General features: G+C 52.8%; 18 protein-coding genes. All 18 read left to right on the forward strand.

The genetic code is table 11. The features are described from left to right. Nucleotides 1-18 precede the first annotated feature (18 nt). The gene (gene fabF, locus H1S01_RS02405; RefSeq protein WP_188038496.1) at nt 19-1,266 is read left to right on the forward strand and encodes a beta-ketoacyl-ACP synthase II; all 1,248 of its coding nucleotides are present in this window, start codon (nt 19-21) and stop codon (nt 1,264-1,266) included. A gap of 97 nt (nt 1,267-1,363) precedes the next feature. After that, nucleotides 1,364-2,089 carry a ribonuclease III gene (gene rnc / locus H1S01_RS02410; RefSeq protein ID WP_188038497.1) on the forward strand — a complete coding sequence of 242 codons (726 nt, stop codon included), beginning with the start codon at nt 1,364-1,366 and terminating at the stop codon, nt 2,087-2,089. Further along, nucleotides 2,086-3,204 carry an elongator complex protein 3 gene (locus H1S01_RS02415; RefSeq protein WP_188038498.1) on the forward strand — a complete coding sequence of 373 codons (1,119 nt, stop codon included), beginning with the start codon at nt 2,086-2,088 and terminating at the stop codon, nt 3,202-3,204. Before rnc ends, H1S01_RS02415 begins: the two co-directional genes overlap by 4 nt. Nucleotides 3,205-3,265: 61 nt before the next feature. Then, on the forward strand, nt 3,266-3,526 hold the full coding sequence (locus tag H1S01_RS02420; RefSeq protein ID WP_012283228.1) for a stage V sporulation protein S: 261 nt from the start codon (nt 3,266-3,268) through the stop codon (nt 3,524-3,526). 122 nt (nt 3,527-3,648) lie between these two features. Then, complete coding sequence (smc, locus tag H1S01_RS02425; RefSeq protein WP_188038499.1) at nt 3,649-7,218, forward strand: chromosome segregation protein SMC; 3,570 nt, start codon at nt 3,649-3,651, stop codon at nt 7,216-7,218. A 128-nt stretch (nt 7,219-7,346) separates the two neighbouring features. After that, a complete protein-coding gene (gene ftsY, locus H1S01_RS02430) occupies nt 7,347-8,267 on the forward strand; it encodes a signal recognition particle-docking protein FtsY (protein ID WP_188038500.1) in 921 nt (306 codons plus the stop codon). 44 nt (nt 8,268-8,311) lie between these two features. Beyond that, a complete protein-coding gene (locus tag H1S01_RS02435) occupies nt 8,312-8,512 on the forward strand; it encodes a 2-hydroxymuconate tautomerase (RefSeq protein WP_155474760.1) in 201 nt (66 codons plus the stop codon). A gap of 2 nt (nt 8,513-8,514) precedes the next feature. Next, on the forward strand, nt 8,515-9,312 hold the full coding sequence (gene mtnP / locus H1S01_RS02440; protein WP_155474947.1) for an S-methyl-5'-thioadenosine phosphorylase: 798 nt from the start codon (nt 8,515-8,517) through the stop codon (nt 9,310-9,312). Between the two features lie 43 nt (nt 9,313-9,355). Next, on the forward strand, nt 9,356-10,393 hold the full coding sequence (mtnA, locus tag H1S01_RS02445) for an S-methyl-5-thioribose-1-phosphate isomerase (protein ID WP_170291559.1): 1,038 nt from the start codon (nt 9,356-9,358) through the stop codon (nt 10,391-10,393). Nucleotides 10,394-10,408: 15 nt separating this feature from the next. Then, a complete protein-coding gene (locus H1S01_RS02450) occupies nt 10,409-11,722 on the forward strand; it encodes an amidohydrolase (RefSeq protein ID WP_188038501.1) in 1,314 nt (437 codons plus the stop codon). 230 nt (nt 11,723-11,952) lie between these two features. Next, a complete protein-coding gene (locus H1S01_RS02455; RefSeq protein ID WP_155474763.1) occupies nt 11,953-12,321 on the forward strand; it encodes a putative DNA-binding protein in 369 nt (122 codons plus the stop codon). A 10-nt stretch (nt 12,322-12,331) separates the two neighbouring features. Then, a complete protein-coding gene (gene ffh, locus H1S01_RS02460) occupies nt 12,332-13,696 on the forward strand; it encodes a signal recognition particle protein (protein ID WP_155474948.1) in 1,365 nt (454 codons plus the stop codon). A 51-nt stretch (nt 13,697-13,747) separates the two neighbouring features. Further along, a complete protein-coding gene (gene rpsP, locus H1S01_RS02465) occupies nt 13,748-14,014 on the forward strand; it encodes a 30S ribosomal protein S16 (RefSeq protein WP_155474764.1) in 267 nt (88 codons plus the stop codon). Between the two features lie 45 nt (nt 14,015-14,059). Then, the gene (locus tag H1S01_RS02470) at nt 14,060-14,287 is read left to right on the forward strand and encodes a KH domain-containing protein (protein WP_170291560.1); all 228 of its coding nucleotides are present in this window, start codon (nt 14,060-14,062) and stop codon (nt 14,285-14,287) included. 99 nt (nt 14,288-14,386) lie between these two features. After that, nucleotides 14,387-14,905, forward strand: a complete 519-nt coding sequence (rimM, locus tag H1S01_RS02475; RefSeq protein ID WP_188038502.1) for a ribosome maturation factor RimM — start codon at nt 14,387-14,389, stop codon at nt 14,903-14,905. Nucleotides 14,906-14,910: 5 nt separating this feature from the next. After that, nucleotides 14,911-15,714 carry a tRNA (guanosine(37)-N1)-methyltransferase TrmD gene (trmD, locus tag H1S01_RS02480; RefSeq protein ID WP_188038619.1) on the forward strand — a complete coding sequence of 268 codons (804 nt, stop codon included), beginning with the start codon at nt 14,911-14,913 and terminating at the stop codon, nt 15,712-15,714. 6 nt (nt 15,715-15,720) lie between these two features. Beyond that, complete coding sequence (locus H1S01_RS02485; protein WP_423751910.1) at nt 15,721-16,326, forward strand: RNA methyltransferase; 606 nt, start codon at nt 15,721-15,723, stop codon at nt 16,324-16,326. A 259-nt stretch (nt 16,327-16,585) separates the two neighbouring features. Then, entirely contained in the window at nt 16,586-16,930 is a 345-nt protein-coding gene (gene rplS / locus H1S01_RS02490) for a 50S ribosomal protein L19 (protein ID WP_155474768.1), read from the forward strand. The last annotated feature ends 59 nt before the right edge of the window (nt 16,931-16,989 follow it).

Genomic DNA, 16,989 nt, shown 5'->3' on the forward strand with positions numbered 1-16,989 from the left:
GGAGCGTGTACAAAGAACATGAAAAAACGCGTGGTCATTACGGGCGTCGGTGTCGTGTCACCCGTAGGGACAGGCAAGGAAAAGTTTTGGGACTCCTTGACCTCCGGTGTTTCCGGCATCGGTCCTGTGACCCGTTTTGACGCCACCGACCTACCGACGCGAGTTGCGGCGGAAGTAAAAGATTTTGATCCGACTAAGTTTTTGGATCGGAAAGAAGCTCGTCGTATGGACCGCTTCGCCCAGTACGCCGTAGCTGCGGCAAAGATGGCCATGGAAGATTCCGGTCTCGATATGGAAAAGGCTGACCGCGAACGAGCAGGTGTCATCTTGGGTTGCGGTATCGGCGGCATGGAGACCTTCGAAGATCAAGCCAAGGTGATGATCAACAAAGGGAACGGTCGGATCAGCCCCTTTTTCGTCCCGATGATGATCTCTAACATGGCTGCCGGCCATATATCCATGCAACTGAACTTGAAGGGACCGAGTGAAACGGTGGTCACCGCCTGTGCCTCGGCGACGAACGCTTGCGGTAGTGCTCTCCGCTTGGTTCAACATGGTGATTGTGATCTGGTGTTTACGGGGGGAACCGAGGCTTCTATCATCCAACTGTCTTTTGCCGGCTTCTGTGCGATGAAAGCCATGTCCACCCTGAATGACGAACCGGCAAAAGCCAGCCGCCCCTTTGACCGGGAGCGCAGCGGCTTTGTCATGGGTGAAGGCGCCGGGATTCTCGTTTTTGAGGAACTGGAACATGCCTTAGCCCGGGGTGCACATATCTATGCGGAAGTCGTCGGTTACGGCTCTTCCTGTGACGCTTATCATATCACCGACCCGGCGCCCGACGGAGAAGGAGCTGCCCGAGCTATGCGGGGTGCCTTAAAGGATTCGGGCTTGAAGCCGGAGGACATAGATTACATCAATGCCCATGGCACGGCGACTGAAAAGAACGACTATTACGAAACACTGGCGATCAAGTCTGTTTTTGGCGATCATGCACAGAAAGTGGCTATCAGCTCGACCAAATCGATGACAGGCCACCTGCTTGGCGCTGCCGGCGGCATCGAACTGATCGCTACAGCCTTAACCATTCATGATGGTATCATTCCCCCAACGATCAACTTGGATAACCCTGGTGAGGGCTGTGATTTGGATTATGTTCCCCATGAAGCGCGCAAAATACCGGTAGATGCGGCTATCTCCAACACTTTTGGTTTTGGAGGACACAACGCCACCGTCGCTCTTCGCAAATACCGGCCTGGGGAATAACCTCCAAACCCGGCTTTGCCTAAATCGATCCTGTTATGACAGCCCGATCGACCCCCGAGCCCGTTGGGTGATGGGGGTCTTTTATTTGAGGTGAATCATGAAAAAAGCCAAACCGGGATTACACAAACCACGGGCACTGGCGGAACTGGTTGGAATTGGCGACGCCAACTTACACCTCTTGGAAACCGCCTTAACGCATCCATCCTTCTTTTACGAAAACCCTTCTGCCCCGCAGGAACACAACCAACGGCTGGAGTTTTTGGGCGACGCCGTATTAGGTCTCATCGTGGGGGAACAACTGTATCAACGGTACTCGACCTGGCCTGAAGGAGAGTTATCCCGTCGAAGGGCGGCCATCGTCTGTGAAGCCAATCTGGCAGCCGGTGCCCGTCGTCTGAACCTTGGCGTCTGGCTTCGCCTAGGACGTGGTGAAGAGAGCAGCGGAGGCCGTGACAAGCCATCGATCTTAGCCGATGCTTTGGAAGCAGTCATCGGCGCGATCTATCTGGCGAGCGGCCTCGATACTGCCCGCAAGTTTGTCCTCGGTCTTTTCGGCACAAACATTGAAAACGTACAAAGTGTCTTTACGGGAGATAACAAGACCGCCTTCCAAGAATGGGTCCAACGCAAAGGGCCTGTCGATATCCGCTACCGGATCCTCGAGGAATCGGGGCCGGACCATGATAAACGTTTCATCGCAGCGGTCTATGTGAACGGAGCCCAGATCTCTTCCGGTCAAGGCCGGACGAAAAAAGAAGCGGAACAACAAGCAGCAGGACGGGCCCTGCGCTTGTTGACAGAAGAGAAGGGGATGACACCATGATCATCCCTCTTTTTTTACCCCAACAAGGCTGCCCCGATCGGTGTATCTACTGCAATCAAGAGGGATTGACCGGAGCAAAGGGTCTTCCCGGGCAGGACGATATCGATGAAACGATCAACAAGTACTTGGAGAGTTACAAAGGGGAAGACGGACAGGCTGATCATGAGATCGCCTTTTACGGCGGCAGTTTTACCGGTTTGCCTGATAGGGTGCAAGAAAAACTGCTCTCTCTTGTCTACCCTTGGGTCGGTCAACGAGGGATCGGAGGACTTCGACTGTCCACTCGACCAGACAAAGTCGACGAGAAGACAGTGGCCCGTTTAAAAGCTTACGGGGTGGCAACAGTCGAGGTGGGAGCCCAGTCCATGAACACTCAGGTCTTGGAGAACATCGACCGTGGACATGGCCCGGCAGCGACGGTGCAGGCGGTTCGGCTCTTAAAGCAAGAGGGCATTAAGGTGGGACTACACCTGATGACCGGTCTGCCCGGCGATAATGAGGCGATGAGCCTCTTTTCACTGCTTGAATGCCTCTGGTTGAGACCGGACTTTCTGCGCATTCATCCGACCTTGGTCCTAAAAGGCAGTCCACTGGAACAGCGGTGGCGCTCTGGAGAATATGCGGTTTGGTCCTGGGGGAGGACATTGCGCCTTCTTACTCAGATGGCCCTCTTGTGTGCCCGACATGGTGTGCCTGTGATTCGCTGGGGACTGATGCCGGGAGAATTGTGCGCCAATAGTTGCTTAGCGGGACCTTATTCTCCGAGCTTGGGAGAATGGGTCCGCCGCGGCGTAGCTTTTCACTATGTCCTGGCGATGGTCAGGGCCTTTGAAAAAGAAAGCAGGAATTTTTGTTTAAAGAGCGAAACATTTGACGATGCCATGCAACTGCTGATCCCTCCTCAGGATTTATCTCTCGTTCATGGTCATAAGCGATGGCTGTTGCGGCATATGTATGGAATTAGCTCCCTTAAAATTTGTGAGGCGATCCCCTTGATAGCCGCAGGTCCGGTTAAACCTGGCTTGCCTTTACACGGAAATTGGGCACTAGCGTCGGGGGGGAAATCAATATTCATTTTTACTCAAGAGGAATATATAGCCAATTGGCGAATATAAGAATATAATAGGGGAGAAGATCGCTGGAATCAGCGGTCGGGGAGTATAGGAGGGAACGTAGGTGGAAGGACTCAAAGTATCTGCGCAATCCAATCCCAAATCGGTAGCTGGAGCATTAGCCGCCATCCTCCGAGAAAAAGGCCGAGCCGAGATTCAAGCGGTAGGCGCCGGGGCGGTTAATCAGGCCATTAAAGCGATTGCAATCGCTCGTGGGTTCGTCGCCCCGAATGGCATCAACCTCATCACCATTCCCGCCTTTGTGGAGATTGCCATCGATGGGGAAGAAAGAACTGCGATTAAGTTCATCGTGGAACCGCGGTAAGTCACTCAAGTCAGGAAAAAACGCTGCCCGAAACCGGGCAGTTTTTTCTTTTCCCCACCGTTGCTTGTTCGCCAATTTCGCCTATGCTACAATGAAGAGGAATTTTTCGGGAGGAATTGGGATTGGCCCTTAAGCGAATTGAGATAAACGGTTTTAAATCTTTTGCCGATAAAACAGATATCGTCCTCTCTCCAGGACTGACTGTCGTCGTAGGGCCTAACGGATCGGGCAAGTCCAACGTGGCTGATGCCATTCGCTGGGTTCTCGGAGAACAGAGCCCCCGTTCCTTGCGGGGCGCCAAGATGGAGGATGTCATCTTCGCCGGATCTGATCGCCGCAAGCCGGTGGGCATGGCAGAAGTATCGATCACTTTAAATAACGAAAAAGGCCTGTTGCCTGTCGATTTTCGGGAAGTGACGGTAACGCGCCGCGTCTTCCGTTCCGGCGACAGCGATTATCTCCTGAACCGCAGCCCCTGCCGGCTCAAAGACTTGCAAGAACTGTTTGCAGATACCGGTTTGGGACGAGAAGGGATCTCGATCATCGGACAGGGAAAGGTTGATGAGGTGCTTTCCTCTCGCCCGGAAGAACGGCGGGCCATCATCGAAGAAGCCGCCGGCATTGTCCGCTACCGGAACCGCAAGCGTGAGGCGGCGAAAAAACTGGAAGAGACCCAACAGCACATCACTCGCTTAGACGACATCATCGGTGAACTGGAACAACAGCTCGATTCCATCCGTGAACAAGCGGAAAAAGCCCGTCGCTATAAAAAGATCGATTCGGAGCTAAAACAGTTGGAACTCGGGCTGCTTGTTTTAGATTTTGCAGAAATCACTGAGAAGACATCGACGACCCGGCTAGAGTTAGAAAAACTCAGCAGAAGCCTCTGGGAGAAAGAAGCTCAACTGGCTACCGTCGAAGGGGTGGAAGCTGCGGCGGCTTTGAAAGCTCGTCAAGCCGAAGAAGCCCTGACAGCGGCCCGTCAAAAGGCTCACCTCCATTCGGAACAGGTGCTTTCCCTTCAGGGGCAAATCAACGTCGTCCGGGAGCGCCTCAAAGGTCTGCAAAATCAGTTGCAGATCGTCACCAAAGAGATGTCTCTTTCTACATCGGCCTTGGAAGATATGGGTCGCCGCCAAAAGGAACAGACGTTGCGGAGAGAACATGTTCTCGCTGAACTCGAATCGGTTCGCCGCGAGGTCGAAGAACGTCTGAGCAAGGGAAAGGCCTCACGGGAAGAAGTCACTGCGTCAGAAGCAGAAATTCAGCAAATGCGCCAGCAGATGTTTTCCCTGGCGCAAGAGCTGACGACTCTGCGAGCCCAATTGCATGAAGTGGAAATCAACCATACGCGGATTGAAACCCAATCCCACCGCCTTGACGATGAGGTTAGCCGGACTGATTCTCGAACCCGTGAGTTGATGGAGGGAATCGCAAACTGCCGCACTAAGACCGATGATGCCCAAAGCTTATGGGAAAGGGTCCGCCAAGAACTGACCTCTTCCGAACAAGAAAAGTCGCAACTGCAAGGCCAGCACACCGAGTTAGAACACGGGCTGACCCAGACGATGCGCCGTTGGCAGGAAGTATCCGCCCGCCGTAAAGCACTCGATTCGATGGATAAAAACCATGAAGGGTTCGCTCTGGGCGTTCGGGAGATTCTCTCCCAGTTGAAGGCAGGCAATGGGCAGATGAAGGGCATTCATGGGGTCTTTAGCGATCTCATCCAGGTGCCCTCTGGATTGGAAGTGGCCCTTGAAGTGGCCCTCGGCGGCGCGATGCAGAATATCGTCGTCGAAGATGATGATGCCGCCCGCCGTGGCGTCGAGCATCTGAAAGCCTGCCGCAAAGGGAGGGCGACCTTTCTTCCCCTCCGGAGCCTTCAAGTCTATGGAGGTCCCGGTCGGGACGTGCTGAATATGGCTGGTGTCATCGGTTGCGCTGCCGATCTTGTCCAATGCGATGCTGCCTACATGCCGGCAGTTCGTTTTCTGTTGGGGCGTACCCTGGTCATGGAAGACTTGCCGGGGGCCTTGCGTTTAGCGAAGCAAACGCGCTATCACTGGCGCATCGTCACTCTGGAAGGAGAGATACTCCAGCCGGGGGGAAGTGTCACCGGAGGAAGCCTCAACCAGAAAGGCGGCGGCCAGACTTTTTTGCGCCGTCGCGAGATGGCCATGCTTGAAGAGGAAGAAAAGAGCCTCGGAACAGCCATCAGCAGCTTTAAGCAACAACGAGAAGAGTTGGCTGAACAGATCAGCCGATTATCCATGCAGATACAGGAATTAAACAGGCGAATACTTACCGTCGAAGCAGAAAAGAACAGTCTCGAGATGGAAGCAGTTCGCCTGCAGCGGGCCGTGGAACAAGACCAGGGGCTGGTGGAAAAACACCGGCAAGAACAGAAACTGCTCCAGGAAGAGTTAGTCAAAATGGCTGGGCAAAAAGAGCTGCTGCAGGAAAAGCTCAGCGCCGCTGAAGCAGAGAATCAGGAACTGGAATCGACGGTGAACCAGAAGCTAGAGGCCCTTTCCCAACTCCGTATCGTCGGAGAAACGGATCGGGAAGAGCTGAATCGCTGGCAGATGACTGGTGCACGATTGGAAGAAGAACTGAAAGGCCTCGAACAAGCGATCCTCTCTATAGAGGAAGAAACCAGCCGAATCGAGCGGGAAGCGAAGGAAAAAGAGGAACGATCCCAGAGCACTTCGGAAGAGATTGCCGACTGTGAAAAGGAAATCACCGAACTGGAGCGAAATTTGGCCTGTCGCATGGTGGAAGAAGCGGAAGTGCAACAGGAAGTCTCTCTCTGCCGGCAGCTTCAGGAAGAGACAGCCAGTGAACTTCAGAACAAGCTGGAAGAGCGTAAGCATTTGACCGGTGAGATCACTCCGCTTCGCGAAAAGGTTCACCAGTTGGAAGTTCAACTGGCCCGACTGGAAGCGGAAGCGAACACGATCACCCAGCGCTTGGCTGAACAATGGGAATTGACACCGGAACAGGCTACGGAAAAAGGAATCGCTCCTCAAGATCGCCGGGCATCGCAAAAAGAGATGAATCAATATAAAAATCTCCTCAGAGAGATGGGGGCCGTCAACCTTTTGGCGATTGAGGAAGAACAACGGCTCGAAGAACGGCTCTCCTTCCTGCAGCACCAGTTCGAAGATCTGCAAACGGCCAAAGGGACTCTCGAACAAGTGATTCAGGAAATGGAAGAGATCATGATCCGTCGTTTTGGACAAGCTTTCGCCGAGATTAACAGCAAATTCCGGCAGGTATTTACGGATCTCTTCCGCGGTGGTTCAGCTGAACTGGTGTTGAGCGATCCGAACGACCTGCTGACGACGGGTGTAGACATCTTGGCCCAACCGCCTGGGAAGAAATTGGTGAACTTGTCTCTCTTATCCGGCGGAGAGCGGGCGTTGACGGCCATCGCCCTGCTCTTTTCCTTGCTGCAGGTGCGGCCTAGTCCCTTTTGCGTGCTAGACGAGATCGAAGCCGCCCTCGACGAGGCGAATGTGGCTCGCTTTGCCCGGTACTTACGCAGTCTAACGGAACAGAGCCAATTCATTGTCATCTCGCACCGAAAGGGAACGATGGAGAGCGCCGATTTTCTCTACGGAGTAACCATGGAAGAAGCCGGTGTTTCCAAGTTGATCTCGGTGCGGATGACGGAGTCGGCGGCCATGTAGCTGCTCACTCCATCATTACACCCCAGATTTTCCTTCAGCTCAATAGTCCTTTGATTACATTGTGGTAAATCGGCGTGTAGTGATTCCTTTCGCTTAGTTGCGAATTACAATTTTTCGGAGGTGGTACGTTGACTGGCTTTTTTAATCGACTCAAGGAAGGTCTGACACGAACCCGTCAAAATCTCGTCGATAAAGTGGAAGCGCTGGTGACGGGGCGAACGAAGATCGATGACGAACTTTATGACGAACTGGAAGAAGCGTTGATCAGTGCCGATGTGGGCGCCGAAACGTCTATTGAACTGGTGGAACGACTGCGCCGCAAGGTGAAAGAACAAAAAATCAGCGATCCTTCGTTGTTGCAAGGTCTTTTGCAGGAAGAGATCGCCGCCATATTGGGTGGGGAAGCTATCCCAGTAAACTTAGGTAATCAACCGACGGTGATCCTGATCGTCGGCGTCAACGGCGTCGGCAAGACGACGACCATCGCCAAACTGGCGCACCGGTGGAAGCAGGAAGGTCGTAAAGTGCTCCTCGCCGCCGGAGATACCTTCCGGGCTGCGGCGATCGATCAGTTGGAGATCTGGGGGCAACGGGTCGGTGTGGAAGTGATCCGCCACCAAGAAGGTGCCGATCCGAGTGCGGTTGCCTTTGATGCCGTTCAAGCGGCCAAAAGCCGGGAGAGCGATGTGTTGATCATTGACACGGCAGGACGGCTCCATAACAAGTCCCATTTGATGAACGAATTGAGCAAAATCAACCGGGTCTTGGATCGGGCTATGCCGGGAGCGCCTCACGAAACCCTGCTTGTTTTAGACGCCACGACCGGCCAAAATGCGCTTAGCCAAGCTCGCATCTTCGGGGAAGCCGTCGGCTTGACCGGACTGGTCTTAACCAAGCTGGATGGAACGGCGAAAGGCGGTGTCATCTTGGCCATCCATTCAGAACTGCAGACACCAGTCAAGTTCATCGGGATCGGCGAGAAAATGGATGACCTGCGCGATTTTGATCCCGGCGAATTTGCGAAAGCCTTGTTCGGTAAAGAGGAATAAAGGAATACTAATAGTATTGCTACAATAAAAAGGAGGAGTTACTCATGCCTATCGTCAACATCACCATGCTGGAAGGCCGCACAGAAGAACAAAAACGGAACATGGTCAAAGCAGTCACCGAAGCTATCGTCGAAACCAGTGGAGCTCGTCCTGAGAATGTAACCATCACCATTGTCGATGTTCCGCCGACGAACGTAGCGACCGGCGGTGTGCTTAACAGCGATAAGAGGAGGAATCCTGCTTGAATTTGAATGTGCCCATCGCCATCATCGGTGGAACCGGCGTCTATGATCCGTCCATGCTGGCGGAACCGCGCCAGGTAAATGTGCAGACCCCTTATGGAAACGTGTCTTTACGGCTCGGCAAATACGCCGGTAAAGATGTGGCTTTTCTGAACCGCCATGAGGAGGGCCATTCGGTTCCTCCTCATCTCGTCAATTACCGCGCAAACATTCTCGCCTTAAAACGAATCGGTGTCCGCCAGATCATCGCCACCGCTGCCGTCGGATCTTTAAATGAAAACATGGGTCCGAACCAACTAGTGATCATCGACCAGTTTTTAGACTTTACGAAAGTCCGGCCGAGCACCTTTTTTGACGGCGGTCAAAACGGCGTGATCCACACCGATTTGACCTATCCTTATTGCCCTCGCTTACGGAAGGTCTTGTTACAGGCGGCTGCCGATAAGAACCTGAACGCCCACGACGGCGGTGTCTATGTCTGCACGGAAGGTCCCCGCTTTGAGACGCCGGCGGAAATTCGCATGTACAAGCAACTCGGTGGCGACCTCGTCGGCATGACCAGCGTTCCTGAAGCCGTCTTGGCCCGGGAAGCGGAGATGTGTTACGCCACTGTTTGCATGGTCACCAACTTTGGTGCCGGTATCTCGCCGGAGGTCTTGACCCATATGGAAGTGCTCGATGCTATGAAAGCAAACATTGAAAACATCAAGATTCTCGCCATGCGGACGATTGAACTGATGGATTCGCAGGCAGGCTGTGATTGCCAAGAGGCGCTGAAGGAATTTGGCGGCTTTAAGCTCTAAAAAGATATAAAGCATAAGTCTTTTGACCGGAAAGGGGACCGACGTGGATACTTTACGCTGGCAAGAAGATCACCTTTTGCTCTTAGATCAGACCAAACTACCCCTCGTAGAAGAATATATTGAATGCTGGGACCACCACGTTCTCGGAGAGGCCATCAAAAAACTGCGTGTGCGAGGAGCCCCAGCCATTGGGGCTGCTGCTGCCTTCGGTGTTGCCTTGGCCGCCTTAAACTATCAGGGGGAAGACCCGCAGGAATTGGAGGCCGAGATCAAGCAGGCTGTAGACGACCTGGCTAAAACCCGGCCGACGGCCGTCAACTTGTTTTGGGCCTTAAAACGAATGCAAGCTAAAGCGGAAGCTCATCGTGGGGCGACCGTTGAAGATTTAAAACATATCCTTCTAGAGGAAGCGAAAACGATTTCCGAAGAAGACCGGGCGATGAACGAGCGTATGGGGCAGTTCGGGGTAGAACTCATTCCCGAAGGCGCTGGAATCCTGACTCACTGCAACGCCGGCGCCTTAGCCACCGCCGGATTTGGCACCGCCTTAGGCGTCATCCGGGCGGCCCATCATGCGGGAAAGGAAGTCAGCGTCTTCGCTGACGAGACCCGGCCTTTGCTGCAAGGAGCCCGTCTGACCGCATGGGAATTGATGCAAGACGGGATTCCGGTCACCTTGATCACCGACTCCATGGCGGCCTACGTGATGAAACAGAACCTGGTCGACCTGGTCATCGTCGGTGCTGACCGCATCACCGCCAACGGAGATGTGGCCAACAAGATCGGAACGTACGGGGTGGCCTTAGCGGCGAAAGCCCACGGCATTCCCTTTTATGTGGCGGCACCTGTCTCGACCTTCGACTTGTCTCTAAAGACCGGTGCAGAGATTCCCATTGAAGAACGGGATCCCGAAGAAGTGAGAGGCTTTGGCGACGCTGTAACGGCGCCTCCCGGTGTACACGTCTATAACCCGGCCTTTGATGTGACACCGGCAGAACTGGTTACCGCCTTCATCACCGATAGGGGAATTTTCCGCCCCCCTTACGGCGAGACCTTACAAGGGCTTTTAAAAGAAGAATAAGAGAAGAGGGTTCTTATGGCACGGATTTTGATTCAGGGTGGGACAATCCTGCCGATGACCTCCCGCCTAGATATCTGTCAGGGCGATCTCTATATCGTCGATGGGAAGATCGCCGGAGTGTTTCCGGGAAAAGCTCCAGAGGAAATTCAAGGCCCTGATCTGCAGGTGATCGACGGCCGAAACAAAGCCGTCTTACCTGGTCTGGTCAATGCTCACACTCATGCAGCGATGACGCTCTTTCGCAGCTATGCCGATGATCTTCCCTTGATGCGCTGGCTCAATGAGGCCATCTGGCCGGCCGAAGCGAAATTGACCGGTGATGACGTTTACTGGGGAACGATGCTGGCCATCGCCGAGATGTTGAAGTCCGGTACGACTGTTTTTGCCGACATGTACTTCTTTATGGACCGGGTCGCCGAAGCTGTCGCCGAGAGCGGCATCCGGGGCCATCTTAGCCGGGGCATGATCAGCTTTGGCGCCAGCGCCGAAAAAGCGATCGTCGAATCGGAAGAGCTCTTCCAGCGTTGGAACAACGGCGCTGACGGGCGGGTAAAAATCTGGTTAGGACCCCATGCGCCCTACACCTGTACGCCAGACTATTTGAAACGGGTCATGGAATTAGCTGACCGGTTAGGAACAGGGCTTCATATCCACCTCGCAGAAACACAGACGGAAGTCCAGGACATCACCAAACAATACGGAAAACCGCCCATCCAACTCATGGACAGCATTGGCCTCTTCGAACGGCCAGTTCTCGCCGCCCACTGTGTTCATTTGACAGAAGAAGAACAAAACATACTTGCCACGAAAGGTATCGGTGTAGCTCACAACCCCGAATCAAACATGAAACTCGCCTCAGGGATTGCTCCCGTGGAAAGCCTGCGTCAAAAAGGTGCCGTCATGGCTCTCGGGACGGATGGCGCCGCCAGCAACAATAACCTTGATTTAATAGAAGAGATGCGTCAAGCAGCTTTCCTACAGAAAGTGCACCTGCTCAATCCCGAGGCACTCCCGGCTTACGCCGCCTTAGAGATGGCCACCATCGGCGGGGCCCGTGCCTTAGGTTGGGATGATATGATCGGTTCACTCGAAGTGGGCAAACGAGCCGACATCACCATGGTCAATCTGGCACAACCACACCTCTGTCCCAGCCATGATGTGGTCGCCCATTTGGTCTATTCGGCTCGCGGATCCGACGTCGATACGGTACTCGTCGATGGAAAAGTGCTTCTCCGTGAGGGCAAGCTGACCAGTCTCGATGAAAGCCGGATTATGGAGGAAGCCCGCCTGCGTGCGATCCGCCTGACGACGGACTCGCCTGCACAATAAGGGACACAACTGTGCAAAGTCGTTTCACGGGCTTTACCCAAACAAACAGTAAGCATTTTGCTCACGACGGAAAGAGTTTTATTCAGGAGATATGCTTTAAAAATCGGGTAGAAGGAAGGATAACCTTCCTTCTTTTACTGTGAAGGAAAAACCCTTGACAGAGGGAAGCGGTCATAGTACAATTGCATTCGTTGAGTCTGTCAAGTGCTAACCCTTAACAGAGGGAACCTATGAATGAAGAACAATCCTTAGCAAAACTGCAACGGATGGCCCTGCTGTACGACTTTTATGGTCAATTACTGACGGAGCGGCAGCGGGAAGTCCTCTCGTTATATTATGAAGACAATCTCTCACTGGCGGAGATTGCCTCAGAATCTCAAGTATCGCGGCAAGCCATCTTTGACTTGCTCCGGCGGGCTGAAAAAGTTCTCCTGGGCTATGAAGAAAAGTTGGGATTGCTGCGTCGCTGGCAGGAAGACCGCGACCGCCTGTCGGAAATTCTCATCTTGTTGAAGCGTTCTCGCAGCGGCGGTGATGTGGGTCAGTTGGAAGAGGCTATCCTTCGCTTGAAAGAAATGCTAGGCGAAAGTGGGGAATAGACCCATGGCCATGTTTGAAGGACTCGCGGAAAAACTGCAAAATACGTTAAAAAAACTGCGGGGCAAGGGAAAAGTGACCGAGGCCGACGTGGCCGAAGCCATGCGGGAAGTGCGCATGGCCTTGCTCGCGGCAGATGTCAACTTGAAAGTCGTTAAAGACTTCGTTGCCCGCGTGAAAGAGCGGGCCATCGGCCAGGACGTGCTGGAAAGCTTAACACCGGGACAACAGGTCGTCAAAGTCGTTCATGACGAACTGATTCAGTTGATGGGCGGAACCACCTCCAAGCTGAACATGTCCTCAAAACCGCCGACAGTGGTCATGCTCGTCGGACTGCAAGGTGCCGGTAAAACGACAACCGTTGCCAAACTGGGCCTTTACCTGCGCAAACAGGGACGGCGCCCCCTCTTAGTTGCCTGTGACGTCTACCGTCCTGCCGCGGTAAAACAGCTACAGGTGCTTGGCAACCAGCTTGATCTCCCTGTCTTCTCCATGGGGACAGGCGTCAGCCCTGTCGACATCGCCCGGGGTGCTACGGAATACGCCGTCGCTCAAGGCCGTGATGTGATCCTTCTCGATACAGCCGGACGCTTGCACATCAACGAAGAGTTGATGGATGAGCTAAAGTCGATCAAGTCCACCGTAAAACCTCATGAGATCATGCTCGTTGTCGACGCCATGACCGGTCAAGACGCTGTGAACGTGGCCGATTCCTTCCATAAACAACTCGGTTTGGACGGTGTCGTATTGACGAAGCTTGACGGTGATGCTCGAGGCGGGGCCGCACTCTCAGTCAAAGCGGTCACCGGTTGTCCAATCAAGTTCGCTGGCATGGGCGAAAAACCGGATGCCTTGGAGCCCTTCCATCCCGACCGGTTGGCTTCCCGTATCTTAGGCATGGGTGATGTGCTCTCCCTGATCGAGAAAGCCCAATCGACCTTTGACGCCAAAATGGCTAAAGAGATGGAGCAAAAGCTGCGCAAGTCTGACTTCAACTTTGAAGACTTTCTCTTCCAAGTGCAGCAGATGCAGAAGATGGGGCCTCTTGACCAACTTGTAGGCATGCTGCCGGGCATGGGCAAAATGAAAGCCCTCAAAGATGTTCAGTTTGACGAAAAAGAGATCAAGCATGTGGAAGCGATCATTCTTTCGATGACGCCGGAAGAACGACAGAATCCGCAAATTCTGAAGGACAGCCGAAAACGTCGCATCGCAAAAGGGTCGGGCACCTCGGTGCAGCAGGTGAACAACCTGATCAAGACCTACGAGCAGACTCGCAAGATGTTCAAACAATTTGCTGATATGCGCGGCAAAGGCCCCGGAAAAGGTCCTGGCGGAAAAGGTAAGGGTATGTTCAAGCTGCCCTTTATGAAATAGGTTCTATTTTTCGAATCGACAGGACCAGACTCTTTGAAGGAGGTGATACACTTGGCAACTCGTATTCGACTGAAACGTATGGGTATGAAAAAAGCTCCCTTTTACCGGGTCGTAGTAGCGGACTCCCGTTCTCCTCGGGATGGACGCTTTATTGAAGAGATCGGCATTTACAATCCGACGAAAGATCCGGCTATCGTCCAAATTGATGAGGAAAAAGCCCTCAAATGGCTGAACAACGGTGCTCAACCTTCGGATACCGTCAAGGCTTTGCTGAATAAGGCGGGGATCCTGGACAAATGGGCTCAGAAAAAAGCCTAAGCTTTTTTGAGTCTGATGGGGAATGTCCAGTGGGGAGGTACCCACGTGAAAGAATTAGTTGAAATACTGGCCAAAGCTCTGGTCGATCGACCGGATCAGGTGCAAGTGACCCAATCAGAATCGGAGAAGCAAGTTCTCATTGAACTTCGCGTCGCCCCGGAAGATATGGGAAAAGTCATTGGCAAACAAGGCAAGATTGCCAAGGCGATTCGCACCATGGTAAAAGCTGCTGCGGCGAAAGACGGCCGACGTGTCGTTGTAGAGATTGTCTAAACGGCTTGTTTAAGCCGGAAATGGGGGAAAAGGGGGCTTTAGGCTCCCTTTTTCTCGTCTCATAAGGTGATTCTATTTTCAATAGGGGGCAGCCGGTTTATGAACAAATTCGTCCGGGTTGGACAGATCATCAATACACAAGGTGTCAAAGGACAAGTCCGTGTTTGGCCGTTGACGAAAGACCCGGCCAGGTTTATGCAATTGAAACGTGTTTACCTGGAGGGAAAGGTTCCCGGCTGTCCGGAAATGTTGACGATCGTCTCTTCGAAAGCGCACAAAAACCTATTTCTACTCACCTTCGAAGAGATTCAGGATATGACGACTGCGGAAAAACTAAAGGATATCTATTTGACGATTCCTATGGAAGAGGTTCCGCCTCTTGAGGAAGGCGCCTATTATCACTTCCAATTGGAAGGACTTAAAGTCTTCACTGAAGCTGGGGAATCGCTTGGCTTGTTGCGACAAATTATCGAGACCGGAAGCAACGATGTCTATCTGGTCCGTTCAGAAGATACAGGAAAAGAAGTGCTGATTCCGGCGCTAAAATCAGTCGTGCTGCAGGTGGATTTGGAAAAAGGGTGCATGACCGTACAATTGCCGGAAGGATTGCTTGAGTGAAACCGATGAAGATCGATGTATTAACGATTTTTCCTGATATGTTTAAAGGTCCCATGGAGACGAGCATCATCGGCCGCGCCCAAGGTAAGGGGATCGTATCCATTCAGACCCATGATGTACGAGACTACACAGACAACAAGCATCGCCGTGTCGACGACACCCCTTTTGGCGGGGGAGCCGGCATGGTCATGATGGCGCAACCTTTTTTTGATGCCTTAGAAAAGATTCTCGACGCAAAAGCTGGAGAAAAGGCGCCCGATACCCGTGTAGTCCTGTTAACTCCACAGGGTAAGACCTTTGACCAGGCGAAAGCCCGGGAGCTCTCGCAAATCCCTCGCCTCGTCATGCTCTGCGGGCGTTATGAAGGCATCGATGATCGGGTTCGACAAGTTTGGGTCGATGAAGAGTTGTCTATCGGCGACTATGTCCTGACTGGCGGTGAACTGGCCGCCATGGTCATCATTGATGCTGTGGTGAGACTTCTCCCCGGTGCCCTGGGAGACGAAAGCTCTGCCGAAGAAGAGTCTTTTAGCGACGGGTTGTTGGAATATCCTCAGTTTACCAAGCCTGCGCAGTTTCGCGGACTTGAAGTGCCACCAGTACTGCTCAGCGGGCATCACGCATCGATCCGCCGTTGGCGAAGAAAAGAATCGCTGAAGCGCACCTATCAAGTTCGTCCGGAATTATTAAAGGAACGAAACTTTGATTTTGACGATCAGGTGCTGATGGCCGAGGCGCTGCAAGAACTAGGGCATGATGTAGAAATACCCCGAAAAGAGAAAAAGAAGCGAACCAAGGGGAGGGGCTAGATTCCATTGGATTTGAAAGATGTGCCGCTCTATATCGGCCTGATCCACCATCCCGTCTACAACAAGCGCATGCAGGTCATCGCCACATCGGTGACGAATCTCGACTTGCATGACATTTCCCGTACGGCCACGACCTATGATGTAGCCGGCTATTTTGTCATCCACCCTCACCAAGCGCAACAACGACTCGTCTCCGAGATCCTGCGGTACTGGATCGAGGGCTATGGCGCCGAATACAACCCTGATCGCAAGGAAGCCTTGGAACGATTGACCGTGGCTAGCACTTTAGAAGATGCGAAAAAGATGATCGAGCAAAAAGAAGGCCGTCTGCCTAAAGTCATCACCACGGATGCCCGAATTTATCCTCATTCGGTCGGATACCGGGAGATGCGTAAAAAACTAGTGCAAGAAGAAGGGCCCTGGCTGTTGCTCTTCGGCACTGGTTTCGGCATGGAACAAGAGTTGATGGAGTCGGCCGACCATATATTATATCCCATCTGGGGACGAGGTCCCTATAACCATCTCTCCGTTCGGAGTGCGGCGGCGATCATCCTTGATCGGTTGTTAGGAGAGGCCTGGTACGAAGGGGAGTTTTCCCCGGTTAAAGAGTAATACACACTAGTTGTATGTTCAAAATCCTTCCCCTCATTTTATTTTTCCTGAATCAGCATAATTCTCTAAGACCTTCTGCGTTAACAGTAGTCGAGTTTTTTCAATAAAGCTAAACTCTTTGTTGCGTAGAAATTGTGATTATGATATACTAACTTTTGTTTGATACCGGGGAGTTATGCTCTTCGGAAGCAAGGGTGGTCCGCTGCCCCGTATAGAAACTGGGGGTAAGAACGCCTAGGCGAGGAAGGGGGTTCAGAGTATGCAAGACATTATTCGTCAAATCGAAGCAGAACAACTGCGTAAAGATATTCCTCAGTTTAATCCTGGGGATACGGTGAAAGTCCACGTCAAAGTCGTGGAAGGTAACCGTGAGCGGATTCAGGTGTTTGAAGGCATTGTCATCAAACGTCGTGGCGGTGGAATCAGTGAGACTTTCACTGTTCGCCGTGTATCCTACGGTGTCGCCGTAGAACGGACTTTCCTCGTCCATTCTCCGCGTATCGACAAGCTCGAAGTGGTACGTCGCGGTCGCGTTCGTCGGGCCAAACTGTACTACCTGCGCGGCTTGTCCGGTAAAGCTGCCCGGATCAAAGACAAACGCTAGACTGGTTACAGGGACTGGGAAACCAGTCCCTTTTGTCTATTATTCCTATGGAATATAAT

The organism is Heliobacterium chlorum (genome assembly GCF_014502795.1).
Lineage (GTDB): Bacteria > Bacillota > Desulfitobacteriia > Heliobacteriales > Heliobacteriaceae > Heliobacterium > Heliobacterium chlorum.